Raw genomic sequence first — 26,114 nt, 5'->3', positions numbered from 1 at the left:
CGCCCACGCGGGGCAGCTTTCCGGGCCTATTAGCCCCAAAAAAGGGGCGGTGAGAAGACCCCTGAGGACTTGTCAAAATGTCAAGACGAGGTTCTGGATTGGCACGCCGTTACAGACTTGGGCCCGACTCCGCACCACGCGCACAACTGCGCTCCCTCCCCCGCATGCGGGGGAGGGTTGGGGAGAGGGTGTCTCCGCGCTGGGACTATTGAGACTCTGAGGATGTCCCTATGCAGCGAGAGCCCTCACCCGCCGGGCTCTGCGAGCGCGTCGGCCTCTCCCGCAAGCGGGAGAGGCCGAGCAAGCCCGCAGACGGTCCCCGTGTAATTCATATGCGATCGCCCACCCCCGCAAGGGCTAGGGAACGCACCGCCCGTGTGCGGGCACCGTGCACATCAACGAATGCGCGTGCCTCAAATATTCGCGGCGAGGTCCACGACTTCGTCGAACAGCACGCCGGTCGTCTTCAGCATGCGCTCGATCTCGTCGGCGGCCTCGGCGACCGTTCGCTTCGACGTGTCGATCACGAGCTCGGCCGCCTGCGGCGCTTCGTAGTCGTTGCCGATGCCGGTGAACGACGCGAGCGCGCCGGCGCGCGCCTTCTTGTAATGGCCCTTGGGGTCGCGCTCCTCGCAGACTTCAGCCGGGGTCGCGACATGGATCTCACGGAACGCGGTGTCGGCGATGCGGCGCGCGGTGGCGCGGTCCTCGCGCGCGGGCGAGACCGCCGCGACGATCGCGATGTGGCCGTTGCGGGCGAGGTGCGTCGCGACCTCGGCGAGGCGGCGAATGTTCTCGCTGCGATCGGCCGCGGAGAAGCCGAGATCGCTGTTGAGCCCGGCGCGCAGCGTGTCGCCGTCGAGCAGGATCGGCGAGCCGCCCTTGCTGAACAGCCGGCGCTCGAGTGCCCTGGCGAGCGTCGACTTTCCGGACGCGGGCAGGCCGGTGAGCCAGACCACGCCGCCGTTGTGCTGATAGCGCGCGGAACGCTCGTCGGGCCGCAGCGCCGATTCCACCGGCACGATGTCAACCGGCACGGCGCGCTGGCCGGCATCGACCGACAGCACCAGCCCACCGCCGGCGATGCGCCCGGACACCTCGATCACGAGGCGGCCGGTGCGTGGATTTTCGGTGTAGGGGTCGGTGGCAATTGGAGTCGAAAGAGAGATATCGATCTCGCCGACATGGTTGCGGCCGATCGCCGTGTTCTCCGTGCTCGACAATTCGCCGGGATCAACCGCCTTCTCAATGGCGACCACGGTGGCGCGGCTTTCCTTCGGCCCGCAGCGCACCAGCAGCTGGTCACCCTTGGCGAGCGGCTTGCCGTGCAGCCAGAAGATGCGTGCGCGCAGCCGCCGCGTCTCGCGCGGCGCGGTGCCGGCATGTGCGATGATGTCGCCGCGCTCGACGAACAATTCGCGGTCGAGCGTGATGCCGACCGAGCGCCCGGCGCCCTGACGGCCCGCCACCGGCGTCGCCGGCCAGCTCTCGACCGTCTTGATCTTCGCGATCTTGCCGGCCGGCATGATCACGATCTCGTCGCCGGCAATCAGGCTGCCGGATTCGATGCGGCCCGCCACGATGCGGCGATCATCAAACTTGTAAATCGCCTGCACCGGCAGCCGCAGCGCCAGCGCCTCGAGCGGACGCGCCGGCTCGAGGCGGTCGAGCGCCTCGACCACGGTCGGCCCCTTATACCAGCCGATCCGGTCGGTGCGCTCGGCGACGCCGTCGCCGTCCCGCGCCGAGATCGGGATCACGGCCGTCGGCGTCACGCCGAGGCCATTCAGATGCGCCGAAATCTCGTCGCTGATCGCCTTGAAGCGCGCGGCGGAAAAATCGACGCGGTCCATCTTGTTGACGACGACGGCCACCTGCTTCACGCCGAGCAGATGCAGGAGATAGCCGTGCCGCCGCGTCTGGTCGCGCACGCCTTCCAATGCGTCGATGATCAGCACCGCGCCGTCGGCCTGCGAGGCGCCCGTGATCATGTTGCGGAGGAATTCGGCATGGCCGGGCGCGTCGATCAGCACGATGTCGCGCGAATTGGTGCGGAAGCGGATTTGCGTGGTGTCGATGGTGATGCCCTGGTCGCGCTCGGTCTGCAGCGCATCGAGCAGGAACGACCATTCGAACGGCATGCCACGTCGCGCGCTGACGGCCTTCAGCATCTCCAGCTTACCCTCGGGCAGGCTGCCGGTCTCGTGCAAGAGGCGGCCAACCAGCGTCGACTTGCCGTGATCGACATGGCCGACGATGACGATGCGCACTTGCGGGCGCGTCGTGCCGTTCGGGGTGGCGGATGAAGTCGGATTGACGAGCATGTTCATGGCCGCGTGGCGTCCTTGAGGTCAGAGATAGCCGGCGACGCGCAGGCGCTCGAAAGCGTCCTCGGTCTCGTGGTCGAGCGCGCGCCCCGAGCGCTCCGGCACCTTTGTCTCTTCGAGCTCGATCAGGATCTCGTCGATATTCGATGCGGTCGAAGCAACGGGATTTGTGATGTCCTGGTCTCCCAGCGAACGATAACGCTTGCCGTCCTTGGCGAGGTACAGAGGGATGATCGGGATGTTCTCGCGCTTGGTGTAGGCCCAGATGTCGGCCTCGGTCCAATGCAGGATCGGATGGATGCGCAGATGCGCGCCTTGCGGCGGCGAGGCGTTGAAATGGTCCCAGAACTCCGGCGGCTGGTCGCGCACGTCCCAATTGCCCTCCAAGCCGCGCGGCGAGAATACGCGCTCCTTGGCGCGCGTCGCCTCCTCGTCGCGGCGGATGCCGGCGATCAGGCCGTCAAAGCCATACTTTGCCAGCGCCATCTTGAGGCCCTCGGTCTTGCGCGCGGCGGAACGGGCGGCCGGCGGTAGCGTTGGGTCGACGGCATCGATCGGCGGGCAGGGCTCGACGCGCAGGTCGAGATCCCACTCCTTGCCGTAATGATCGCGGAAGCGATACATCTCCGGGAACTTCTTGCCGGTATCGACGTGAAGGGCCGGGAACGGCATCTTGCCGAAGAAGGCTTTCCGCGCCAGCCAGATCATGACGTTGGAGTCCTTGCCGAGCGACCACAACAGGGCGATCTTCTTCAACCGGGCAAACGCCTCGCGGAAGATGTAGATGCTTTGCGCTTCGAGCTGGTCGAGATGGTCCATGCTCGGGGCAAGCTCGGCAGAAAATTCTTGCGCGCGCACGCGCTCGGCCAAGGCCTGACTACCCAGTCGATCAGCAGCGGAATCGTCCTTGAGAAGATGCATCTCTGCCACTTTGCGTTTGGAGGCGAAAATTCTATAGTTGCGCTGCGAAAGAGAAGGAAAAATTTTCTCTTTGCGCGTTCGAAACGAGACATATATAGAAAATAATTCCAGTCAACCCCGATTGTGGGGAAGCGAGTATCGCATGCGGTTCTTGCCGGTGTTTCTCGATCTCAAGGCCGGTCCGGTGGTCCTCATCGGCGCGGGCGAGCTTTTGCGCGCCAAGCTGCGCGTGCTCGCTGCGGCCGGCGCGCGCATCCGTGTGCATGCGATCGACGGCAATCATGACCTTGGCCTCAGCTCCGAAGAGGCGGCGCGGATCGAGATCGCGGCGGGCGATCCGCTCACGGCCGAGCTCCCAGGCGTCATCGCCGTCGTCTGCGCAGGCGCCGGCGATGTCGGCGTGGCCATGTCGGCCCGCGCCAAGTCGCTCGGCCTGCCCGTCAACGTCATGGACGACCTCGCGCATTCCAGCTTCATCTTTCCGGCCATCGTCGATCGCGGCGATGTCGTGGTCGCAGTCGGCACCGGCGGCACCTCGCCGGTGGTGGCGCGGCGCGTGCGCGAGAAGATCGAGGCGCTGCTGCCGGCGCGCATCGGCGAGCTCGCCGAGTTCATCGGCAGCTTCCGCAAGTCCGTCAACGAGCGCATCGCCGAGTTTCCGCTGCGCCGCCGCTTCTGGGAGCGCGTCATCGATGGTCCGATCGGCGCCGCCGTGCTCGCCGGCCGCAAGGCCGAGGCGGATGCCGCGGTCAGGGCTATCGCTGATCCTTCCGACTTCGCGCGCGCGAACAAGCCGGAAGGCTCAGTCACACTGGTCGGCGCCGGCCCCGGCGATCCGGATCTCCTCACCATCAAGGCGCTGCGCGCGCTGCAGGACGCCGACATCGTCTTTCACGACGAGCTGGTCTCGCCCGAAATACTCGACCGCATCCGCCGCGACACCACGCGCGTCGCGGTCGGTCGCCGGGTCGGCAAGCCAGGCATCGGCCAGGATGCCATCAACAAGCGCATGATCGAGGCCGCGCAATCAGGCCAGCGCGTGGTGCGGCTGAAGGGCGGTGATCCCTTCGTGTTCGGCCGCGGCGGCGAAGAGGTCGAAGCGCTGCGCGCGGCAGGCGTCGCCTATTCGATTATCCCCGGCATCACCGCGGGGCTCGGCGGTGCCGCCGACTTCGAGGTGCCGCTCACCTATCGCCACGAAGCCACCCGCATCACCTTCCTGACCGCGCACAAGGCGCGCGATGCCGAGAACGTGGATTGGTCGACGCTGACCGACGCCAGAATGACGGTCGTTGTCTATATGGGCATGACCGCAGCGCCGGCCGTACGCGCCGGCCTGTTCGCGGCCGGCCGCTCGCCGGAGACACCGGTCGGCGTGTTCGCGCGCGTCACGCGTCCCGATGCGCAAGGCGCGATCGGCACGCTTCGCGATCTGCCCGAGCTGGTGCGGCGGATCCAAGGCGGTCCCGCCATCCTCATCATCGGAGAGGTGGTCCGGCATGCCGGCTCGCTTCGCCGCCAAACCCCCAAGCAAATCGTCTCTGACCTCCTGGATGCAGCCGAATGACCTCCCCGCTCGAACAGAAGAAGATCAAGATCGCCGGCCCCTCGGTCGTGACCGCCAACCGGACCTGGGACGGCATCGTGGTGTACCGCACCGCCGCCAAGGGCTGGTCCGCGGAGCTGTCGGAAGCCGCCATCGTGCGCAACTCCGACGAGGCCAAGGCGTTGCTTGCGGAGGCCGTAGCCGATGACGTCGGCGCCATCGGCCCCTATATCGCGCCGGTGCAGATCGGCGAGGATGGCAAGATCCTGCCCGGCAATCTGCGTGAACAGATCCGCCGCACCGGCATCACCATCGGACAGCCGGCCCAGGTTTAAGGCACGCTTTATGTATGCTTACGACGAAATCGACCGCACGCTCGTCAACGAGCGCGTCTCGGAGTTCCGCGACCAGGTGAAGCGGCGCCTCTCCGGAGAGCTCACCGAGGACGAGTTCAAGATCCTGCGCCTGCAGAACGGCGTCTATCTGCAATTGCACGCCTACATGTTCCGCGTCGCGATTCCCTATGGTACGCTGGCGACGAACCAGCTGCGGGCGCTCGCCCATGTCGCGCGCAAATACGACCGCGGCTACGGCCATTTCACCACCCGGCAGAACATCCAGTTCAACTGGATCAAGCTCGCCGAGCTGCCGGACGCGCTCGAAGACCTCGCCAAGGTCGGCATCCATGCGATGCAGACTTCCGGCAACAACATGCGCAACGTCACCTCGGACCAGTGGGCCGGCGTCGCGCCGGGCGAGATCGAGGATCCCCGCATCTGGTCGGAGCTGATCCGCCAGCACACCACGCTGCACCCGGAATTCTCCTTCCTGCCGCGCAAGTTCAAGATCGCGATCACCGCCTCGGACCATGACCGCGCCGCGATCAGGATCCACGACATCGGCCTGCGGTTGATCAAGAACGAGAAGGGCGAGACCGGGTTCGAGGTGCTGGTCGGCGGTGGCCTCGGCCGCACGCCGTTCATTGCCAAGACCATCAAGCACTTCGTGCATGGCCGCGACATCCTCAGCTACATCGAGGCGATCTTGCGCGTCTACAACCAGTACGGCCGTCGCGACAACATCTACAAGGCGCGCATCAAGATCCTGGTGCACGAGCTCGGCATCGAGAAGTTCTCGCGCGAGGTCGAGGACGAGTGGCAGCATATCCGCAACTCCTCGCTCCAGATCGACGACGAGGTGATCGAGGACATCCGCTCGCGCTTCACCTATCCCGCTTACGAGAAGCTGCCGCACATGCCGGACGAGCTGCGCCAGGCCGCGGCCGATCCGGACTTCGAAGCGTGGCGCAAGAACTCGGTGGCGCCGCACAAGGTGCAGGGCTATTCCATCGTCACGATCTCGCTGAAGCCGGTCGGCGGGCCTCCGGGCGATGCCACAGCCGAGCAGATGGACGCGCTGGCCGATCTCGCCGACAAATACTCCTTCGGCGAGATCCGCGTCGGCCACGAGCAGAACCTGGCGCTGCCGCACGTCGCCAAGCGCGACCTGCCGGCGCTGTGGAAGGCGCTCGACAAGCTCGGGCTCGCGACGCCCAACGTCAACCTGATCACCGACATCATTGCCTGCCCGGGCCTCGACTATTGCTCGCTGGCGAATGCGCGCTCGATCCCGATCGCGCAGGAATTGACGCGGCGCTTCGCCAATCACGAGCTCGCCAACCTGATCGGCCGGCTGCACATCAACATCTCCGGCTGCATCAATGCCTGCGGCCATCATCATGTCGGCCATATCGGCATTCTCGGCGTCGAGAAGAACGGCGAGGAAGTCTACCAGATCACCATCGGCGGCCGTGCCGACGAGAACGCCGCGCTCGGCACCCTGATCGGCCCCGGCGTTAAGTTCGACGAGGTCGCCGATGTCGTCGAAGACGTCGTGGAAGCCTATCTTGCGCTACGCGAACGGCCTGAAGAGCTGTTCATGGACACGGTGAAGCGCCTCGGTGTCGAACCCTTCAAGGAGCGCGTCTATGCCACTCGTTAACGGCGGAAAGATCGTGGACGACCGCTTCGTCAAGCTCGCCGTCGATACCCCGCTGCCCGAGGGCGGCGACATCTTGGTACCCGCGGAGCGTTTCCTCGGCGAAGCCGAGGCGCTGCTTGATCGCCCGGGCAAAATCGGCGTGATCTGGCCCAACAATCGCGACATCGCCGAGCTGGTGCCGGATCTCGGCAGGATCGCCGCCGTCGCGCTGGTGTTCCCGACCTTCCGGGACGGCCGTGCCTACAGCCAGGCCCGCCTGCTGCGCGAACGCTACAACTACCGCGGCGAATTGCGGGCGACCGGCCAGGTCCTGCGCGACCAGTTCGTGTTCATGCTGCGCGCGGGCTTCGATGCCTTCGAGGTCAAGAAGCAGGCCGACGCCGAAGCCTTCATGCAGACCGCGAAACGCTATTCGGTGTTCTATCAGCCCACCGGCGATGGCCGCATCACGGCCTTGCACCGGCGCATGCAGCTGCGCCATTCCGAGGGTGTCGGCACGTGAATGCGATCGCGGCTCAGGTTTCGTCGGCTTCCGCGTTGCCGTCGGCGGACGAGCTCGATCGCGCCTTGCGCGATGCCTCGCCCGCGGAGATCATCGCTGCGGCGCTGAAGACGGTCGGCCGCGATGGGCTCGCGCTGGTGTCGTCCTTCGGCACGGAATCGGCGACGCTGCTGAAGGTCATGGCGGACGTCGATCCCGCGATTCCCGTGATCTTTCTCGACACCGGCTGGTTGTTCGAGGAGACGTTGGCCTATCGCGATACGCTGATAGCGACGCTGGGCCTTAAGGACGTCCGGTCGATCAAGCCGGCCGAGGAGACGCTGTCGCGCGAGGATGCCGACCGCGACCTCTGGTTCTCCGATCCCGATGCCTGCTGCCGCATCCGCAAGGTGGAGCCGCTGGCGCGTGCGCTGAAGCCGTTCTCCGCCTGGATCAACGGCCGTAAGCGCTTTCAGGGCAATGCGCGCGCCGACATTCCGGTCGTCGAGGACGACGGCGCTCGGCTGAAGTACAATCCCTTCGCCAATGTCTCGCGCGAGGAGATCGAGGCGATCTTCGTCCGCGCCGGATTGCCGCGGCATCCGCTGGTTGAGTCAGGATTCCTGTCGGTTGGGTGTATGCCTTGCACCAGCAGAACGGCCGTTGGCGAGGATGCACGCGCCGGGCGATGGCGCGGACGGGCCAAGACAGAATGCGGCATCCACACCATGAAGACTTCGTAGCACAGTCGCGCTGCCACGCTGCGAACAAGAAAATCCGGTTCCGTTGACACGCGAGCGTTTCGCCACGAGTTATGCCTGCCATTGATGACGCTGACGTCGTCGACGTGAATGGAGATGGACATGATGCGCCGTATCGTTCCGCTCGCCGCAGGACTGCTCGCGGCAGGGGTCTTGGCAAGCTCGGCTCTGGCCGCAGACATCACCTTGCTGAACGTGTCGTACGATCCGACGCGCGAGCTCTATGCCGAGTTCAACAAGGCGTTCGCGACCGCCTATCAGAAGGAGACCGGCAAGAGCGTCGAGATCAAGCAGTCGCATGGCGGCAGCGGTTCGCAGGCGCGGGCGGTGATCGACGGATTGCAGGCCGACGTGGTGACGCTCGCGCTGGCCTATGACATCGACGCCATCGCGAACAAGGGTCTCACCGCGACCGATTGGCAGAAGCGCCTGCCGCAGAACTCGGCGCCCTATACGTCGACCATCGTGTTCCTGGTCCGCAAGGGCAATCCCAAGGGCATCAAGGACTGGGACGATCTGATCAAGCCGGCTGTTGCCATCATCACCCCTAATCCGAAGACCTCGGGCGGCGCGCGCTGGAATTATTTGGCGGCCTGGGGCTTTGCGCAAAAGAAATACGGTTCGGCCGACAAGGCCAAGGAGTTCGTCGGGAAGCTGTTCCAGCAGGTGCCGGTGCTGGATACCGGTGCGCGGGGCTCCACCGTCACTTTCGTCGAGCGCGGCGTCGGTGACGTGCTGCTCGCCTGGGAGAACGAGGCGTTCCTGGCCCTGAAGGAATTCGGTGCGAACAAGTTCGAGATCGTGGCGCCGCCGCAATCGATCCTCGCCGAGCCGCCGGTCACCATCATCGACAAGGTCGCCGACAAAAAAGGCACCCGGAATGCGGCTGACGCTTACCTGCAATATTGGTATACCAAGGAAGCGCAGGAAATCGCCGCGCGCAATTTCTATCGTCCCCGCGATGCGGAGATTGCGAAGAAGTACGAGAATGCCTTCGCCAAGGTCGAGCTGTTCACGATCGACGACGTCTTCGGCGGCTGGACCAAGGCGCAGAAGGAACATTTTGGCGACGGCGGCATCTTTGATCAGATCTACAAGAACTGATCGGGTGCTGTCGGAGGGGGTATGGCAGGGGGCCTGGTGAGCGCAGTTGCAGCACGACGCCGGACATTGCCGGGCTTCGGTCTCACGATGGGGCTGACGTTATCCTGGCTGTCCGTCATCATCCTGATTCCGCTCGCCGGGCTGTTCCTGAAATCGTTCGAGCTCAGTCCCGAGCAGTTCTGGAACATCCTCTCCAGCCGCCGCACCCTGAACGCGCTCCGCGTCTCGTTCGGCCTCGCCTTCGCGGCAGCCTGCGTCAACCTGGTGATGGGCAGCATCATCGTCTGGGCGCTGGTTCGCTACCGCTTCCCCGGCCGCCGCATCTTCGATGCCATCGTCGATGTGCCGTTCGCGCTGCCGACGGCGGTGGCCGGCGTGGCGCTGACCGCGCTGTTCGCCGAGAAGGGCTGGTTGGGGGCGCCGCTCGCCGAGCTCGGCATCAAGGTGGCGTTCACGCCGGTCGGCATCTTCGTCGCCATGATCTTCATCGGGATTCCCTTCGTGGTGCGCACGGTGCAGCCGGTGCTGCAGGATCTCGACCCCGAGATCGAGGAGGCTGCGGGCAGCCTGGGCGCCAGCCGTTGGCAGACCATCACCCGCGTGATCCTGCCCTCGCTCGCACCGGCGCTGCTAACGGGCCTTGCGCTGGCGTTCGCCCGCGCGGTCGGTGAATACGGCTCGGTGATCTTCATCGCCGGCAATCTGCCCAACGTCTCCGAGATCGCGCCGCTCTTGATCGTGATCCGCCTCTCTGAATTCCGCTACGCCGATGCGACCGCCATCGCGGTGGTCATGCTCGTCGTCTCCTTCGGCATCATCTTCGCCGTCAACCGGCTCCAGCGCTGGTCGCAGAGCCGGATCCCGGCGCGCTGAGGGCGGGACATGACGATGCAGATCGCAGACTCCGTTTCGCTCTCCTCGCCGGATCCGAAGGCGCGTGCGCACGCGGCAGCGGCACGCGACAACCTTCGCACCGAGCCGAGGGCCGTGCGCATCGTCATCATCAGCCTCGCGGTGCTATTCCTCTCGGTCTTCGTCGTGCTGCCGCTCGTGGTGGTGTTCGCCCAGGCATTTTCGAGGGGAATCCTGGCCTATTTCGCCGCGCTCGCCGAGCCGGAGGCACTGGCGGCGATCAAGCTGACGTTGATCGTCGCGGCCATCTCCGTCGGCCTCAATCTGGTGTTCGGCCTCGTCGCCGCCTGGGCGATTTCAAAATTCGAATTCCCGGGCAAGACCTTCCTGATCACGCTGATCGACCTGCCGTTTTCGGTCAGCCCGGTGATCTCGGGCCTCGTCTTCGTGCTATTATTCGGCGCGCAAGGCTATTTCGGCAGCTGGCTGCGCGAGCACGACATCCAGATCCTGTTCGCGGTGCCGGGCATCGCGCTGGCCACCACCTTCGTCACCTTTCCCTTCGTGGCGCGCGCACTGATCCCGCTGATGCAGGAGCAGGGTACCCAGGAGGAGGAGGCCGCGATTTCGCTCGGTGCCTCGGGTCTCCAGACCTTCTTCCGGGTGACGCTGCCGAACATCAAATGGGGCGTGCTCTATGGCGTCCTGCTGTGCAATGCCCGCGCGATGGGCGAGTTCGGCGCGGTCTCCGTCGTCTCCGGTCATATCCGCGGCGAGACCAACACCATGCCGCTGCTGGTGGAAATCCTCTATAACGAGTATCAGTTCGTGGCCGCCTTTGCGATCGCGTCGCTGCTGGCGATGCTGGCACTGATCACGCTGATTGCAAAAACCGTTCTCGAACGTCACCTCGACGAAGGGGAAGAAGCCAGTGACCATTGAGGTCAAGAATCTCGTCAAGAAGTTCGGCAGTTTCGCAGCCCTCGACGGCGTCGACCTCAAGGTCAACGACGGCGAGTTGCTGGCGCTGCTCGGACCCTCCGGCTCCGGCAAGACCACGCTGTTGCGGATCATCGCCGGCCTCGACTGGCCGGATTCCGGCGAAGTCTCCTTCAACGGCGAGGATGCGCTGGCGCAAGGCGCGCGCGAACGGCATGTCGGCTTCGTGTTCCAGCATTACGCGCTGTTCCGCCACATGACGGTGTTCGAGAACGTCGCCTTCGGCCTGCGCGTGCAGCCGCGCGCGATCCGCAAGGACGAGGCGACGATCCGCGCCCGCGTCAAGGAGCTGCTCGATCTCGTGCAACTCGATTGGCTCGCCGACCGCTATCCGAGCCAGCTCTCCGGCGGCCAGCGTCAACGTATCGCGCTCGCCCGGGCGCTCGCGATCGAGCCGCGCATCCTCCTGCTGGACGAGCCTTTCGGCGCGCTCGACGCCAAGGTGCGCAAGGAGTTGCGCAAATGGCTGCGCTCCCTGCATCACGAGATCCACGTCACGTCGATCTTCGTCACCCACGACCAGGAGGAGGCGCTCGAGGTCGCCAACCGAGTCGTAGTGATGGACAAGGGCCGGATCGAGCAGATCGGGTCGCCGGGCGACGTCTACGATAATCCGGCGACGGCCTTCGTGCACAGCTTCATCGGCGAATCCATCGTGCTGCCGATCGAGATCGGGGATGGCGCGATCCGGCTCGGGGACCGGCAGCTCAATCTGGCGGCCGAAGGGCTTGCGCCCGGCGCGTCCAAGCTGTTCGTGCGGCGACATGACATGCTGGTCGGCCCGCCCGGCAGCGGCGCCTTCGAAGGCGCGGTCCAGCACGTCCGCAATTTCGGCCCCGTGCAGCGGGCCGAGGTGGCTCTGTCAGGCGGCGAGACCATCGAGATCGACGCTCCGCGCGACAAGGAACTGCGCGCGGGCGACACGATCGGCCTCAATCCGCGCCGCTACCGGATATTTGCGGGTTAGCCCCGCTGTCATTCCGGGGCGCGCACCAGCGCGAACCCGGAATCTCGAGCTTGTAGCGCGAGATTCCGGGTTCAGTGCTGCGCACTGCCCCGGAATGACGGCTATCATTTTCCTCAAAATTCACCTTTCAGCCATTGTTGGTATGCAACAACGGCCCCTCATTTGGGGGCTTCGATTCATGCGCGCTGCGGCCGCGATTCTCGTTACGTTGCTGCTGGCCGGCTGTGCCGGCAACGAAGCACCGGTCCAGCAGCCATCAATGTATGCCGATATGGCGGTGCCGGGCGCCAAGCTCGATGCCCAGGCGGCTGCGATCATGATCTCGCAATACCGCCAAAACAACGGGCTCGGTACGGTCGCGATCGACCCGGACCTGACACGGCTCGCCGAATCCCAGTCCAATGCCATGGCGGCCGCCAACAAGATGGACCACGACGTCCGCGCGCCGCTGGCCAAGCGGCTGGCCGCCGGCGGCTATCCTGCGACGGTGGCCGTCGAGAACATCTCGGCCGGCTATCATACGCTGGCGGAAGCGTTTTCCGGCTGGCGCGACTCGCCTCCGCACCGTGCCAACATGCTCAAGGGTGGTGTCACAAAATTAGGCATCGCGGCGAGCTATGCTCCCGGCACCAAATACAAGGTGTTCTGGACCATGATCCTGGCCTCGACGGAGCCTCGATAAGCCAGACTTGATCCCCGGTGCATTGACGCCGCAGCGGAGTGTCGCCACGGTGGCTCGTCCTTTGCTATTGTTCCTGCATGACCGATCATAGTCCGCAAGTCGCGACAGTCCCCGTGAATGCGCAACGTGTCCTGGTTCTCCAGGGCGGCGGCGCGCTCGGCTCGTACCAGGCCGGCGCCTTCCAGGCGCTGTGCGGCTACGGCTTCGAGCCGGAATGGGTCGCCGGCATCTCGATCGGCGCGGTCAACGCCGCCATCATCGCCGGCAATGAGGGCCAGACGCGCGTCAAGCGGCTCAAGGAATTCTGGGAGATGGTGTCGGCGCCGGTTCCGTGGAAACCTCTTGGCAAGAGCGACCACAGCCGCGAACTGTTCAATTCGACCAGCGCGGCGCTGATCGCGACCTTCGGCGTGCCCGGCTTCTTCACGCCGCGCATTCCGCCGGCGCCGCTCTGGCCGCCGGGGCATCCCGAAGCGCAAAGCTATTACGACACCTCGCCGCTCAAGAAGACGCTGGAGCGTCTCGTCGATTTCGACCGCATCAACGATCTGAAGACGCGCCTGTCGGTCGGCGCGGTCGGCGTCACTTCGGGCAATTTCAAGTATTTCGACAATCACGAGTTCAGGAAGCTCGGCAAGACCATCGGTCCCGAGCACATCATGGCTTCCGGGGCGCTGCCGCCGGGCTTCCCGTCCGTCCTCATCGACGGCGAGCATTATTGGGACGGCGGCATCGCTTCCAACACTCCGCTCGACTACGTGCTCGACACCGAGGTCGAGCGCGATATGCTGATTTTCCAGGTTGATTTGTTTTCCGCGCGAGGGGATCTGCCGACCTCGCTGCTCGAAGCAGCCGAGCGCGAGAAGGATATCCGCTACTCCAGCCGGACGCGGATGAACACCGACAAGAACAAGCAGGTCCACAACGCGCGCCGCGCCGTGCGCGACCTGATCAGCAAACTGCCGGATTACCTGAGGAGCGATCCTTCCGTCGAATTCCTGGCGAAAGTGTCGCGCGAAAGCACCGTCACCGTGGTGCATCTGATCTACCGCAGCAAGAACTATGAATCCTCGTCCAAGGACTATGATTTTTCGCATGTCGCCATGGTCGAGCATTGGGAAGCCGGCGTGCGCGACGTGCATCTGTCGATGCGCCACAAGGACCGGCTCGAGCAGCCGCAGTCCGGCGAGACCATGGTGACCTACGATCTCACGGGGGACGTCACCGCGCCCCCGGCAAAAAGGAGCGAATGAAATGGGTAGTCTGTCAGGCAAGAACGCGGTCGTGACCGGATCGACCAGTGGCATCGGGCTCGCCTATGCACGCGCCTTCGCCGCCGCCGGCGCTAACGTCGTCATCAACGGCTTCGGCTCGGCCGAAGACATTGAGAAGGAGCGCGCCAAGATCGAGTCCGACTTCAAGGTCAAGGCGGTCTACTCGCCGGCCGACATGACCAAGCCCGCCGAGATCGCCGGCATGATCGCGTTCGGCGAGAAAACGTTCGGCTCGGTCGACATCCTCGTCAACAACGCCGGCATCCAGTTCGTCTCGCCGATCGAGGAGTTTCCGATCGAGAAGTGGGACCAGATCATCGCGATCAACCTGTCCTCTGCCTTCCATGCGATCCGTGCCGCCGTCCCCGGCATGAAGAAGAAGGGCTGGGGCCGCATCATCAACACGGCCTCCGCGCATTCGCTGGTGGCTTCGCCCTTCAAGTCGGCCTACGTCTCGGCCAAGCACGGCATCGCCGGCCTCACCAAGACCGTGGCGCTGGAGGTTGCGACCCACAAGATCACGTGCAATTGCATCAGCCCCGGCTACGTCTGGACCCCGCTGGTGGAGAAGCAGATCCCCGACACGATGAAAGCGCGCAACCTGACGCGCGAACAGGTCATCAACGACGTGCTGCTCGATGCACAACCGACCAAGGAGTTCGTCACCTCCGAGCAGGTCGCAGCTCTCGCCTTGTTCCTTTGCAGCGACGACGCCGCGCAGATCACGGGCACGAACCTGTCTATCGACGGCGGCTGGACCGCCGAGTAGGCACGGCGATGCGATGGCGACGCATGGCGGGCAAAGGCGCGTTGCGCAGTGCCCACCATGCGTCCCATCGAAGTGAAAGGGGGTGCGCTCTGCTTGCTCACCCCACGATTTTGTCGTCCGGTCCTTGCGAAACAGCCGCAGGCGGTTGCTTACGCGCCGACGCCGAGGAAATCCCGGGCCAGGTCGGGGTTGGCGTTGAGCTCGGCGGAGGTGCCCTCGAACACCACGTGGCCGTTGTTGAGCCCGTAGACGCGGGTGGCGAAGCTGAGCGCTGCGGCGACGTTCTGCTCCACCACGATCATGGTGCGGCCTTCGCGCGCGAGGCTGGCGGCGACATTGACGAGATCGCGCACGATCAGCGGCGCCAGTCCCTCGAACGGCTCGTCGAGCAGGATGATGCGGGCGTCGCGGATCAGCGCGCGGGCGATCGAGAGCATCTGCTGCTCGCCGCCCGACAGCGTTCGTCCGAGGGATTTGCGTCGTTCCTTCAGGCGCGGAAACACACCGTAGATGCGCTCGAACGACCACGCGTTCGGCGCGGTCAAGGCGGCGATACGCAAATTCTCCTCGACCGTGAGGCCGCCGAAGATCGCGCGCTCCTCGGGGACCAGCTGCACGCCCATATTGGCGATGGCGGATGGAGTGAGACCGCTGATCGTCTTGCCATCGAGCCGGATCTCGCCGCTCCTCGGAGCGAGAACCCCCATGATCGAACGCAGCGTCGTGGTCTTGCCGGCGCCGTTGCGGCCGAGCAGCGCCACGACCTCTCCCTCCTCGACCCGGATCGAGAGGTCGAACAGGACGTGGGAATCGCCATAGAGGGTGTTGATGCGGTCGACTTCAAGCAGGCTCATGTGCGTGAAGCCCTCCGAGGTAAGCGTCCTGAACCTGCTGGTTGCCGCGGATCTCGTCCGCCGTGCCGTCGGCGAGCAGGCGGCCTTCGTAGAGCACGGTGATGCGCTCGGCGAGGCCGAAGATCGCGTCGAGGTCGTGCTCGACGATGACGATGGTGCAGGTCCGGGCGATGTCGCGGATCAGTGCGCAGGTCGCGGCGCGTTCCGACGGGCTCATGCCGGCGAGGGGCTCGTCGAGCAACAGCACCTTCGGGCTCGTCGCAAACGCCATGCCGATCTCGAGGCGCCGCTTCTCGCCGTAGGCGAGGATGTGCGCCGGCGTGTCGGCGCGCCCTGCAAGATCGAGCAGCGCCATGATCGCGTCGATCTGTGCCTCCACCTCCGGCAGGCTGTCGGCCGTTCGCAGCAGATCGATCCGCAGCGGTCCGCGGCGGCGCGCCAAGGCGGCGATGCGCAAATTCTTCCGCACCGAGAGATTTGGAAAAAGCTGGTTCAGCTGGTTGGACTTGGCGATGCCGAACTGCGCGGTCCGGCTGACGCCGTGACCGGTCACCTGCGATCCGAACAGCAGCACATGACCCGATGTCGGACTGACCTCGTCCAGCAGCATCTTGAACAGCGTGCTCTTGCCGGCGCCGTTCGGGCCGATAACGGCATGAATGGAGCCGCAGCGCACCTTGAACGAGACGCCGTCGACCGCCTTCAGCCCGCCATAGTGCCGCGCCAGCGCGCAGGCTTCCAGGGCAACGTCGCCATCGCCGGTGGCGGGTGGCGGCAATGGCAGGGCGGTGTCGCGCCCCCTGCTCGATGCGGTTTTCACCGCGCCGGCCTCGATCGCCTCGGTTGTGGCCTCGGCGGCCCGGCGTGCGGAAAGGGTCCGGCGCTCGGTCAACCAATGGATGATCTCGCCGCAGATGCCGCGGCGCAGGCCGACGACCAGGGCGATGAAGGCGATGCCGAGCACCAGCTTCCACAGCGTGGTGAGGCCGGGAACGAGCTGGAGATTGTCGCGCAGCCACAGCCAGACTGCGGCACCGACCAGCGGTCCGATCAGGGTGTTGGCGCCGCCGACGATGGTCTGGACCACGAGCTGGCCGGACGTCTCCAGCGAGAACGCGTCCGGCGGCATGTAGCTCTGGAACGAGCCGAGCAGGCCGCCCGCAAGCCCGGCGTAGAGCGCGGCGATGACGAAGGCTGCGAGCTTGTAGGCCGGCACGTTGTGGCCGAGCATTGCGACACGCGCGGTGTTCTCCTTGATCGCGAGCAGGATCGCGCCCACGGGAGAGCGGACGATGCGGCGTGCCAGCACGTAGCCACCAAAGAAGATCACCGCGAACAGCACGTACATCGGCAGGCCCGCGCCGATGCGGACGGCATGCTCGCCGAAGCCAAGCACGGGCACCGGCACCCCGGGAATGCCGTTCTCGCCGCCGGTATAGTGCGACAGCGGCGAGTTCTCGATGAAATAGGCCATCTGGCCGAATGCCAGCGTGATCATCGTGAAGTAGATGCCGATGCGGCGCACCGCGAGCCAGCCGACGACGAGCCCGAATGCGCCGGCCGATATCGTGCCGGCGGCGAGCGCCAGCCACACGCTGCTCAGCGTGCCCGAAACCAGCAGATACGCCGTGACGAAGCCGCCGACGCCGTAGAACGCGGCCTGGCCGAACGACAGGAGACCGGCGAGGCCGAACAGGATGTCGAAGCCGAGCCCGATCAGTCCCCAGTTCAGCACCCGCGTCAGCAGGTCGATGGAGAAGCCGAGATGCGGCAGCGCCACCGGTGCCGCAATCAGCGTGGCTAGAATCGCGAGCTCCGGAATGTGGCTCCGCAGCCCGCCCGATCGCGACCCTCTCATACCCGTCCTTCCGAGCCGAACAGGCCTTGCGGGCGCATTACCAGGAGCAGCGCCATCAGCGCGTAGAGCATCACTTCCGAATAGGAGGAGTTGAACGCGCTGGTGAGGCTGACGATCTCGCCGGCGATCAGCCCGCCGACCACGGCGCCCGGGAACGAGCCGAGGCCGCCGAGCACGATCACGACGAAGGACTGCGCCATGAAGTTCGCGCCCATGTCCGGCGTCACCGCGACGACCGGAGCATAGAGCATTCCGGCGAGGCCGACTGCGACGACGCCGATCGCGAACACCAGCAGGAAGGTGCGCCGCAGGTTGATGCCGAGGATGCCGACCATGCCGGGGTTCTCGATTCCGGCGCGGACCACGAGGCCCATCGAAGTGCGGTAGAGCACGAGATAGAGGCCGACCAGCAGCGTTGCGATGATGGCGATGAGCTGGAGGCGGTAGGTCGGGTAGATCAGGAAGCCGAGCTGCGTTGCGCCCTGTCCCCATGACGGGGTCGGTACGCGCTGCGCATTGCCGCCGAAGACGGCGCGCACACACTCCACGAGGACGATGCCGATGCCGTAGGTAACGAGGATCTGGTCTTCATGCGGCCGGCCGTAGAAGAAGCGGATGATCAGGCGCTCGAGCAGGAAGCCGAGCACCAGCATGAAGCCGCAGCCGACCGTGATCGCGAGCAGGAACGACTGGGTGTATTGCAGCATGACGAAGGCGGCGTAGGCGCCCACGGCGAACAACGCGCCGTGGGCAAAGTTCAGGACACCGAGCGTGCCCAGGATGATTGTCAGGCCGCTGCTGACGAGCGCGAGCAGCGAACCGAGGGCGAGGCCGTTGAAGGCCTGCGAGGCGAGGGCGGGCCAGCTTGGCATCTCGGCGGCTCAGGTATAGGGGCCGAGCTTGCAGCCGAACAGGTCCGGCGGATTCATCACGCTCTCGCCTTCGGCAACGTCGACGATCTCGTAATAGTCCTCGGGCCCCTTCATCGCTGCCGGCGCCTTGCCGCGCAGGACCGGGATCGGACGCACCATCTGGTGATCCTCGGCGCGGAAGTAGACCTTGCCGATCGTGGTCTCGTAGGGCTGCTCCTTCGAGGCCTCCATCGCCTTGATGACGTCGACCGGATTGAAGCTCTTCACCCGCTCGACCGTCATCGCCCAGAGATAGGTCTGCATGTAGCCGATATGGGCGCCCCAGCGCGGGTGATATTTGTTCTTCGCGACGAAGGCGTCGACGAAGCCCTTCGCAAGCGGATAGCGATCCGACAGCGTCCACCAGAAGTCGCAGCTGCCGTAGACGCCCTGCATGATTTCGGGGCCGAGCTCCTTGTCCTGGAACGAGGACAGGTTCGGCACCACCAGTTTCATCTTCTTGAGCACGCCGAATTGTTCTGCCTGCTTGGTCGAGGCGACCGCGTCGGCGCCGAAGGCGATGTTGACGAACACGTCCGCGCCGCTGTTGGCGATATTGAGAAGCGCCGAGGAATAGTCGGTGGTGCCGAGCGGAACCACTTCCTTGGCGACCTGTTGCCAGCCCTGTTCCTTCGAGAACTTCGCGAAGCTGTCATAGACCGTGTGGCCGTAGGTATAGTCGGGCACCAGGAAGGCGGTCTTCATGTTCTTGCCGAGTGCCTTGGCGACGACGGGCGCGAGCGCCTTGGCGGCCATGTAGGCGTTCTGCTGCGAGCGGAAGCCGTAGCGCTGGCAGTTCTTGCCGGTAATGTCGTTGGAGCCGGCGATGCCCACCATGTAGAGCACCTTTTCGCGGGAGCCCAATTCCTCCAGCGCGATTGCGCTGGCGCTCGACACCGAGCCTGAAAGCATGATCGCCTTGTCGCGCTGGATGAATTGCGTGGCGCTCTGCACGTCGAGATTGGGTTTTCCCTCGGTGTCCGACACCTTGTAGCGGATCTGGCGGCCGAGCACGCCCTTGCCTTGCAGGCCCCATTTCTTCGCGGCATCGCCGCCCGCGTTGATCTCCGAGATCGCCAGTTCGTAACCAAGCTTGAGATCTCCGCCGTCACCGGAGAAGACGCCGGTGAGCGGAATGGTCAGTCCGACGAAAACCGAGTCCGCGGTGACGCCGTCCGGGAAGGTGCCGATGCTGGCCGGCGTCTGCGCCCAGGCGGCGCTACCTGGAAGCACGAGACCGGCAGCGGCGCCGGCGCTTCCGAGCAGAATCTGACGACGATCGAGCTTCATGACTCACCTTCCATGTTTGATCACCGCCGGAGCGGCCGGTGGATTTCGGTTAGGTACGAGCCGGGCTCACGACCCGGCATCGATGTGATCGCTCTCCGTGTCCGGCTGGGACGCCGCGCTTCCGGTGAAGGACACGGGATTGAGCCGGCGGCGGTTGACGCTGAGGTCGAAAACGTCGAATCGGTTGTAGTAACCGACCACGTCGTGAAACTGCTTGGGCTCGACGCAGCGGTTGAGATCGATCTCGGCGTAGAGGATGCCTTCCTCGTCGCGCAACGCCTCGCCGATCTGTTCCCCGGTCGGATCGAGGAAGAAGGTCTCCGCGCGCGGTGTCGCGTCGAGCACGGCGGCGGCGGCGGCGTCGCGCGCCACCAGCATGTCGCGCGCCGCCTTGTCGAGTACGCCCGCGGTGACGAGGCCGAACACCTTTGCTTCGAAGCAATGCGCGCTCGCCCGGATCCGGGTGGCCGCTGCGATGTGGTAGTTGCCGCCACCGGCCGGCCGGCGGGTCGGCCAAACCGGCGGCCAGCTCGAAATATGAAGCTGCTCACCCTGCGCCATCAGCGAATAGCGTGCCAACGGGTTGGTGTTCTCGCCGCAGATCAGCTGCCCGATCTTGCCGAGCCTGGTGTCGACGACGCGCAGGCCGGCGCCGTCGCCGCCGCTCCAGATCAGCTTCTCGTAGAAGGTCGGCACCAGCTTGCGGTGGTGGTTGAGGATCTCGCCGTCCTCGCCGATCAGGAGGTTGCTATTCCAGATCGCACCGACGCTCGCCGGCGACTTCTCGCTGATCCCGATCGACACCACGACGCCGAGCGCGCGCGCTTCGTCGCGGATCGCCTTGATCTCTGGGCCGTCGACCATCACGGACTGGTCCGCCATGCGGACGAACAGATCGTGATTGTCGATCGGAGCCCACAGCGCAGCCCATACCGGGAATGCGGGAATGAACGTCTCGGAGAATGCCACGATCTCGGCGCCGGCGGCGGCTGCCTCACGGATGAGCGAGATTGCCTTCTTTGTGGTCGCCGAGCGGTCTAGAAACACCGGCGCAGCATGGACCGCGGCGGCCTTGAAGCGAGGAAGCATGGCTTTGTCCTTGGTTCAGGACAGGCTAGTGGCGTCCCCGGGGCCTCGATACAGACAATCCTGCAAGACGGCTTGCAGGGGGCGACAATCCGTCCCACCGTACGTCGCTGGCACAACGCTTGCTGTCTGGTGGGGCATGCAGGAGTTCAACTCGCTCGACTGGGACGACCTCAAGATATTTCTTCACGCAGCCCGCGGCGGCAGCCTGGGCAGCGCGGCCAAGCGTCTACGGGTCGACCAATCCACCATCAGCCGGCGGATCGCGCATCTCGAATGCGCGCTGGGCGCGACGCTGTTCGAGCGTTCGCCGCAGGGGTTGCGTGTCAACGAAGCCGGCGAACGTCTGCTCTGTCACGCCGAGCGGATCGAGAGCGCCGTCATCGCGATGCATCAGGACGTGCAGCGCGGCGGCAGCCGGATGGCGGGCCGCGTCCGGCTCGCGACGATGGAAGGCATCGCCTCGCTCTATCTCGCATTCCGCTTCGCACCGCTGCGGCAACGTTATCCGGATCTCACCGTCGAGCTCCTGACCTCGCCGCAGGCAGTCTCGGTCAATCGCCGCGAGGCCGATATCTTCCTGAGCTTCTTCCGTCCGCCAGGACAGGGCATGGCATCCGAGCGGCTCGGCAGCTTTCAGCTCGCCCTCTACGGCTCCCGGGATTATCTCGCACGCGAGGGCATGCCGGAACGGCCCGCGGACCTCGCGCGCCACAGCTTCGTCACCTACATCGACGATCTGATCCAGCTGGATTCGGTGCGCTGGCTCGACGACATCATCCGCAATCCGCCGGTCAGCTTTCACTCCAACAGCATGATCGCGCAGATGAACGCAGCGGCCGGCGGCATTGGCCTCGTGCTGCTGCCGAGCTTTGCGGTGGCTGGCCGCGGCGATCTGGTTCCGGTGTTGCACGAGAAGATGTCGACGACGCGCGACGTCTGGATCAACGTCCACAGCGACCTCCAGTTCGTGCCGCGCATCCGCGCCGTATCGAGCTATCTCAAGGCGATGTTCAAGTCCGACCCGCTGATGCAGGCGGATACGTCGGGCCGCAAGATGCTCGACGCGCTGCTGGTGGCGGATGCCGCGGTCGTCGCATTTCAGAGCGGCTGATAGCGCGACGGCTAAGCAGTGCGGCGTCCGAACGCCAGCACGTGAAGCCCCAGCCGCTGCCGCACGATCCAGAACAACAGCACCGTCTCGAAGGTGAGCGAAATCGAAGTTGCGGCCGCCGCACCGTAGCCGCCATAGCGCGGCACCAGCGCAATGCAGAGCACGAGGTTCATCGCGAACGCCAGTGCGTAGGCCAGCGCGCAGATCTTCTGCTGCCCGAGCATGTTGAGCAGGCGCTCCACCGGCCCGATTGCGGAGCGCACCACGAGCCCAATGGCGGCGATGAACATGATATCGTAGCCGATCATGAATTGCGGCCCGAACAGCCATAGCAGCGGCTTGCCGAGCGCAAGCAGCACGACGGTCGCCGCCAGCGACGGCCAGAACGTCCAGCCGATGGCGTGCGCGACATAGGCCGACAGCCGCGCCTTGTCGCCGCTCGCGTTGTACTCGGCGAAGCGATGCGCCGTCGTGGCCGACATCGCGTAGTGGATGAAGGAGACCAGCGCCAGCGTCTTCACCACCGCGAAATAGACGCCGACCTCGTCGGACGGGCGGAATTGCTGCAGCACCAGCACGTCGGTGTAGGACAAGAGCAGGTAGAAACTCTCGACCAGCAGGATCGGCAGCGAGACGGCGAGCCAGCCCCCGATATCATAGGCCTTCGGTCCGGGCGTGACGTGATCGGCGAGCTTGCGGTTCAGCACCACCATCTGCCCGGCCATCGCGATCCACACCGCCCCGGCGCTTGCGACCATCGCCGCCACCGCGCCGAGATGATAGCCGAGCAGGAAGGCCGCGGCGGTGATGCCGATGATCAGCGCCTGGCGGATGATGAATTGCGGCATCAGGCCGAGCTGCATCCAGTCGTGCGAGCGTGCGATGCCGTCCTGCGTGTTGGCGACGACGAAGGCGGGAAGCGTCATGCAGCCGATATAGAGCGGCAGCAGCTCGGCCGGATCGATCCAGGGCGACAGCAGCCTGACGATGCCCGCGAGGGCGAGCGACACCAGCGCGGACGCGGCAAAGGTCAGCCAGCGGCTGCCGGACAGGAAGCCGCGCAGCAGCGCCTGCTCGCCGCCGGCGCGATATTCGGGAATGATCTTTTGCGCCGAGGCCGAGATGCCGAAATCCATCATGCTGCCGAGCAGCAGCACCCAGGTCCAGACATAGACATAGATGCCGTAGTCGGACGTGCCCATCCAGCGCGCCAGCAGCACCTGCGAGACATAGGCAAGGCCCGCGCTGATGACGCGGATGATGAAGATGGTGCCGGCGAGCCGCCGCGTCAGCGAGGCCTCGCTCGATCCGCCCGCGAGCCTTGCGCGGAGCCGCGCGATCAACCCGGCCGGTCCGGTCGTTGCGGGTTCTGCATCCATCACGGCCAAGTCGAACGGTCCCCTAAGGCGTCCCGCATGCTGCGGCATGCCAGGGGACTAGCAACCATTCGTTAAGATTCGGTTGGGTGGACGCTAGTTCAGATTGGTATTGAACTCGTAGGCCTTATCAGGCCCGACCAGCGTGAACTTCAGCGCCGCACCATCCGGCTTGGCGCCCGGCGGCAGGCCGTCGAGCTCGAAAGAAAATCGGATCACGCCGGGCGGGCTGTGCGGCACAGGCGCCGGAATTGGCAGCGCCCAATCGGGTGTCGGCCCCTCCACGAACAGATTGACGTTGCGGCGATCAGGCGTCACCACGTCGACCACCACGTTCACAGGCCCGTCACGTTTGACGTCGCGGATGGTGAGCGGATTGGGGTCGCCGATATTGGCGGGCTTCGGCACGGTGTCGAGCGCGGCGCGCAGGTTCGTGTCCTCGGTCGATGCGACGCTGTTGAAGCCGAGTTCGGCGCTGGCCTCGACGGGAATGCAGAGCTTCTCGCACACGGCGTAATGGATCTCGGCGCGCAAGGTCACGGGCTTGTCGGCGGCCTTGGCGACGATGCGCAAGGGCAGCACGAGCTGGTCGCGATAACCGATCGAATGGCCGCCCGCGCCGTCGTCGAATTTCTGCGGCGCCGGCCACATGACCGTCACGGCCTCGACATTGTCGGACTTGGAAAAGTCGAACCGCGGTGGAACGCCGGAATCGCCGGGTGTCCGCCAGTAGGTCTTCCAGCCGGGCTGGAGCTGGAACGCGATACCGCCGAGCAGGACGGCGCCACTGCGCGATCCCGCCAACAGCCGCACCGCAGAATGTCCGTCGCGCTGCCATGGCGAAGCGTCGTCGGCACGGGCAGCGATCGCCAAGAACGACGCAAGCAGGGTTGTCGCGACACCTATCGCCGCACGCAGGGGAACAATGCTGGACATTCTACGTCTTTACAGGGTCGGCCTGGGCCAAACCATTGAATTGCTTGTGATGGACGCACTCGAATCACGTCGGCTCAAGCCTTGATTTGACAGCCGACCGGCCCGACATCAGGATAGGAATCGAAACCGGAGTGCTTCAGCGATGGCTCCCACAGGCAAGAGGTCGGGCGAAAGCACCCGCGGCTCGGGCGCGGCGCTGCCGAGTTCAGCGGACTATCTCGACGGCCAGCTCCTGATTGCGATGCCTGTGATGGGCGATTCCCGCTTCGAGCGATCGGTGATCTACCTCTGCGCCCATTCCGCCGAGGGCGCGATGGGCATCATCGTGAACCATCCGGCCGGCAGCATCGACTTCCCCGAGCTGTTGCAGCAGCTCGGCATCATCAGGAAGGGCGAGCACATCAAGCTGCCGGAGAATGCCGAAAGCATGAAGGTGCTGCGAGGCGGTCCGGTCGACACCGGCCGCGGCTTCGTGCTGCATTCCAGCGATTTCTACATCGAGAACGCGACGCTGCGGATCGACGACGGGGTCTGCCTCACCGCGACAGTCGACATCCTGCGCGCCATCGCCAGCGGCTCCGGTCCCAAGCACGCCATCCTTGCGCTCGGCTATGCCGGCTGGGCGCCGGGCCAGCTGGAGACCGAGATCCAGAGCAATGGCTGGCTGCATTGCGACGCCGATGCCGATCTGATCTTCGGCGACGACGTCGACGACAAGTACAACCGCGCCTTGCAGAAAATCGGCATCGATCCCGGCATGCTCTCCAACGAGGCCGGACACGCGTAGCGATAGTGCTTCGCTGTGTTCGTCCCACCTATCTCTGTCATCGCCCGGCTTGACCGGGCGAGCCCAGTATGCCGCAGCCTCTCGGTTCAATCGCGGCCGTCTCTGGAATACTGGATCGCCCGGTCAAGCCGGGCGATGACACCGGTTGCTGAGGAGCGCTGTGCCCCGCTACTCCGCCGCCTTCTGCTGAACCGTCGGCTCGGTCCCCGCCACCGTCGCGCGGCGCATGTCGCGGGGCTGCGACTGGTCGTAGCGGCGGACGCGGTGCATGGTTTGGCGGTTGTCCCACATCACGAGGTCATGCAGTTTCCATTTATGGACGTAGACGAATTCCGGCTGCGTCGCGTGCTCGTTGAGATCGCGCAGCAAGAGCCGCCCCTCGGGCACGCTCATCCCGACCACCTTGCCGGCATGCGATGACAGATACAGCGACTTGCGGCGATGCACGGGATGGGTTCGCACCAGGCGCTGCAGCACCGGCTTGAACATCTCCTTCTCGTCGTCGGTGTATTCGGTGAAACCGAGCGATCCCCGCGAATACATCAGCGAGTGTTCGCAGACGAGGTCCTCGATTTCCGCCTTGGTCTCGTCGTCGAGCGCGTCATAGGCGGCGCGCATGTCGGCGAACTCGGTGTTGCCGCCCTTCGGGTTCACCACACGTGCCGACAGCAGCGAGAATTTCGCGGGGATGGGACGGAACGAGCTGTCGGAATGCCACAGGCAGTTGCCGAGATTGAACAGATGCGCGCGGCTGTCCTTCGCAAGCGGCTTGCCGTCCTTGCCGAGATTGGAGACGTCGTTCAGCCCGGATTGCAGCCGGTAATCCTTCTCCTTGGTCACGGTGCCGCCGCGCGCGTCCTCGCGCTGACCGAAGTTCAGCGCGAACGCCATCTGCCGCTCGTCGGTGATGTCCTGGTCATGGAAAACCAGAACCGCATATTTGTCCATGGCCGCCTCGACCTCGCGCGCCTCATCCGCAGTGAGAGGCTTGCGCAAATCGAGGCCGGAAACCTCGCCGACAAAATGCTTCTGAAGCTGCCGGATGGCGATCGTCATGGCGTTTCTCCCGCGGGTCGCGAGCGGTTGGTCCCGCTCTGTTGATGAAAAAGCTACTCTCGCGTCGGTCGTTGTCAACGCTTCGAACGCATGGCTGCCCGTAGCGCGGGTGAGCGCAGCGATACCCGGGAGGGTGGATCCGAAGCCCCGGATGTCGCTTCG

General features: G+C 65.1%; 24 protein-coding genes. 14 read left to right on the top strand and 10 right to left on the bottom strand.

Annotated features, from left to right (window positions below):
- Positions 1 to 413: 413 nt before the first annotated feature.
- Both cysC and cysD read right to left on the bottom strand, forming a co-directional pair.
- Positions 414 to 2,330, bottom strand: a complete 1,917-nt coding sequence (cysC, locus tag AC3WLX_RS17185; RefSeq protein WP_492336838.1) for an adenylyl-sulfate kinase — start codon at positions 2,328 to 2,330, stop codon at positions 414 to 416.
- A 21-nt stretch (positions 2,331 to 2,351) separates the two neighbouring features.
- Positions 2,352 to 3,146 carry a sulfate adenylyltransferase subunit CysD gene (gene cysD, locus AC3WLX_RS17180; RefSeq protein ID WP_492337312.1) on the bottom strand — a complete coding sequence of 265 codons (795 nt, stop codon included), beginning with the start codon at positions 3,144 to 3,146 and terminating at the stop codon, positions 2,352 to 2,354.
- Between the two features lie 244 nt (positions 3,147 to 3,390).
- Between cysD and cysG the strand changes: the two genes are divergently transcribed.
- The 12 genes from cysG to AC3WLX_RS17120 all read left to right on the top strand — a co-directional run bounded on the left by cysG (position 3,391) and on the right by AC3WLX_RS17120 (position 14,684).
- Positions 3,391 to 4,815, top strand: a complete 1,425-nt coding sequence (gene cysG, locus AC3WLX_RS17175) for a siroheme synthase CysG (RefSeq protein WP_492336837.1) — start codon at positions 3,391 to 3,393, stop codon at positions 4,813 to 4,815.
- On the top strand, positions 4,812 to 5,129 hold the full coding sequence (locus AC3WLX_RS17170; protein ID WP_291624507.1) for a DUF2849 domain-containing protein: 318 nt from the start codon (positions 4,812 to 4,814) through the stop codon (positions 5,127 to 5,129). Before cysG ends, AC3WLX_RS17170 begins: the two co-directional genes overlap by 4 nt.
- 10 nt (positions 5,130 to 5,139) lie before the next feature.
- Positions 5,140 to 6,795, top strand: a complete 1,656-nt coding sequence (locus AC3WLX_RS17165) for a nitrite/sulfite reductase (protein WP_492336836.1) — start codon at positions 5,140 to 5,142, stop codon at positions 6,793 to 6,795.
- The gene (locus AC3WLX_RS17160) at positions 6,782 to 7,297 is read left to right on the top strand and encodes a DUF934 domain-containing protein (protein WP_492336835.1); all 516 of its coding nucleotides are present in this window, start codon (positions 6,782 to 6,784) and stop codon (positions 7,295 to 7,297) included. The genes AC3WLX_RS17165 and AC3WLX_RS17160 overlap by 14 nt, the downstream gene beginning before the upstream one ends.
- The gene (locus AC3WLX_RS17155) at positions 7,294 to 8,019 is read left to right on the top strand and encodes a phosphoadenylyl-sulfate reductase (protein ID WP_492336834.1); all 726 of its coding nucleotides are present in this window, start codon (positions 7,294 to 7,296) and stop codon (positions 8,017 to 8,019) included. The genes AC3WLX_RS17160 and AC3WLX_RS17155 overlap by 4 nt, the downstream gene beginning before the upstream one ends.
- 108 nt (positions 8,020 to 8,127) lie before the next feature.
- A complete protein-coding gene (locus AC3WLX_RS17150; protein ID WP_492336833.1) occupies positions 8,128 to 9,141 on the top strand; it encodes a sulfate ABC transporter substrate-binding protein in 1,014 nt (337 codons plus the stop codon).
- Positions 9,142 to 9,162: 21 nt separating this feature from the next.
- Positions 9,163 to 10,014 (top strand): sulfate ABC transporter permease subunit CysT, encoded by an 852-nt coding sequence (cysT, locus tag AC3WLX_RS17145; RefSeq protein ID WP_492336832.1) that lies wholly within the window; start codon positions 9,163 to 9,165, stop codon positions 10,012 to 10,014.
- A 9-nt stretch (positions 10,015 to 10,023) separates the two neighbouring features.
- The gene (gene cysW, locus AC3WLX_RS17140; RefSeq protein WP_492336831.1) at positions 10,024 to 10,935 is read left to right on the top strand and encodes a sulfate ABC transporter permease subunit CysW; all 912 of its coding nucleotides are present in this window, start codon (positions 10,024 to 10,026) and stop codon (positions 10,933 to 10,935) included.
- Positions 10,925 to 11,959, top strand: a complete 1,035-nt coding sequence (locus tag AC3WLX_RS17135) for a sulfate/molybdate ABC transporter ATP-binding protein (protein WP_492336830.1) — start codon at positions 10,925 to 10,927, stop codon at positions 11,957 to 11,959. Before cysW ends, AC3WLX_RS17135 begins: the two co-directional genes overlap by 11 nt.
- 178 nt (positions 11,960 to 12,137) lie before the next feature.
- Entirely contained in the window at positions 12,138 to 12,641 is a 504-nt protein-coding gene (locus AC3WLX_RS17130) for a CAP domain-containing protein (protein WP_492336829.1), read from the top strand.
- Between the two features lie 77 nt (positions 12,642 to 12,718).
- On the top strand, positions 12,719 to 13,894 hold the full coding sequence (locus AC3WLX_RS17125) for a DUF3734 domain-containing protein (RefSeq protein ID WP_492336828.1): 1,176 nt from the start codon (positions 12,719 to 12,721) through the stop codon (positions 13,892 to 13,894).
- 1 nt (position 13,895) lies between these two features.
- The gene (locus tag AC3WLX_RS17120) at positions 13,896 to 14,684 is read left to right on the top strand and encodes a 3-hydroxybutyrate dehydrogenase (RefSeq protein ID WP_291624498.1); all 789 of its coding nucleotides are present in this window, start codon (positions 13,896 to 13,898) and stop codon (positions 14,682 to 14,684) included.
- Between the two features lie 149 nt (positions 14,685 to 14,833).
- On the opposite strand, the gene AC3WLX_RS17115 is transcribed toward AC3WLX_RS17120, so the two are convergent.
- The 5 genes from AC3WLX_RS17115 to AC3WLX_RS17095 form a co-directional block, all read right to left on the bottom strand.
- Positions 14,834 to 15,538, bottom strand: coding sequence for an ABC transporter ATP-binding protein (locus AC3WLX_RS17115; RefSeq protein ID WP_492336827.1), 705 nt, complete (start codon positions 15,536 to 15,538; stop codon positions 14,834 to 14,836).
- Positions 15,525 to 17,396, bottom strand: a complete 1,872-nt coding sequence (locus AC3WLX_RS17110) for a branched-chain amino acid ABC transporter ATP-binding protein/permease (RefSeq protein WP_492336826.1) — start codon at positions 17,394 to 17,396, stop codon at positions 15,525 to 15,527. Before AC3WLX_RS17110 ends, AC3WLX_RS17115 begins: the two co-directional genes overlap by 14 nt.
- Positions 17,393 to 18,268, bottom strand: a complete 876-nt coding sequence (locus tag AC3WLX_RS17105; RefSeq protein ID WP_492336825.1) for a branched-chain amino acid ABC transporter permease — start codon at positions 18,266 to 18,268, stop codon at positions 17,393 to 17,395. The genes AC3WLX_RS17110 and AC3WLX_RS17105 overlap by 4 nt, the downstream gene beginning before the upstream one ends.
- Positions 18,269 to 18,277: 9 nt before the next feature.
- Positions 18,278 to 19,597 (bottom strand): substrate-binding protein, encoded by a 1,320-nt coding sequence (locus tag AC3WLX_RS17100; RefSeq protein WP_291625354.1) that lies wholly within the window; start codon positions 19,595 to 19,597, stop codon positions 18,278 to 18,280.
- A 66-nt stretch (positions 19,598 to 19,663) separates the two neighbouring features.
- Positions 19,664 to 20,686 (bottom strand): carbon-nitrogen hydrolase family protein, encoded by a 1,023-nt coding sequence (locus AC3WLX_RS17095; RefSeq protein ID WP_492336824.1) that lies wholly within the window; start codon positions 20,684 to 20,686, stop codon positions 19,664 to 19,666.
- Between the two features lie 136 nt (positions 20,687 to 20,822).
- Here AC3WLX_RS17095 and AC3WLX_RS17090 point away from each other — a divergent pair, with 136 nt between their 5' ends.
- A complete protein-coding gene (locus tag AC3WLX_RS17090) occupies positions 20,823 to 21,797 on the top strand; it encodes a LysR family transcriptional regulator (RefSeq protein ID WP_492336823.1) in 975 nt (324 codons plus the stop codon).
- 11 nt (positions 21,798 to 21,808) lie between these two features.
- Here AC3WLX_RS17090 and AC3WLX_RS17085 read toward each other — a convergent pair whose 3' ends face one another.
- Together AC3WLX_RS17085 and AC3WLX_RS17080 are read right to left on the bottom strand one after the other, a co-directional pair.
- Positions 21,809 to 23,176: a flippase gene (locus tag AC3WLX_RS17085; protein WP_492336822.1), complete on the bottom strand. Its 1,368-nt coding sequence runs from the start codon at positions 23,174 to 23,176 to the stop codon at positions 21,809 to 21,811.
- Positions 23,177 to 23,269: 93 nt separating this feature from the next.
- Positions 23,270 to 24,109: a protein-disulfide reductase DsbD domain-containing protein gene (locus AC3WLX_RS17080; RefSeq protein WP_492336821.1), complete on the bottom strand. Its 840-nt coding sequence runs from the start codon at positions 24,107 to 24,109 to the stop codon at positions 23,270 to 23,272.
- Positions 24,110 to 24,251: 142 nt separating this feature from the next.
- Between AC3WLX_RS17080 and AC3WLX_RS17075 the strand changes: the two genes are divergently transcribed.
- Complete coding sequence (locus AC3WLX_RS17075) at positions 24,252 to 24,896, top strand: YqgE/AlgH family protein (protein ID WP_492336820.1); 645 nt, start codon at positions 24,252 to 24,254, stop codon at positions 24,894 to 24,896.
- 168 nt (positions 24,897 to 25,064) lie between these two features.
- On the opposite strand, the gene AC3WLX_RS17070 is transcribed toward AC3WLX_RS17075, so the two are convergent.
- Positions 25,065 to 25,952: a TauD/TfdA dioxygenase family protein gene (locus AC3WLX_RS17070; RefSeq protein WP_492336819.1), complete on the bottom strand. Its 888-nt coding sequence runs from the start codon at positions 25,950 to 25,952 to the stop codon at positions 25,065 to 25,067.
- Between the last annotated feature and the right edge of the window lie 162 nt (positions 25,953 to 26,114).

The organism is Bradyrhizobium sp. FW305-F6, from assembly GCF_058782905.1.
The sequence above is the reverse complement of the archived record's forward strand: the minus strand, read 5'-3'. Positions and strand labels throughout refer to the sequence as shown.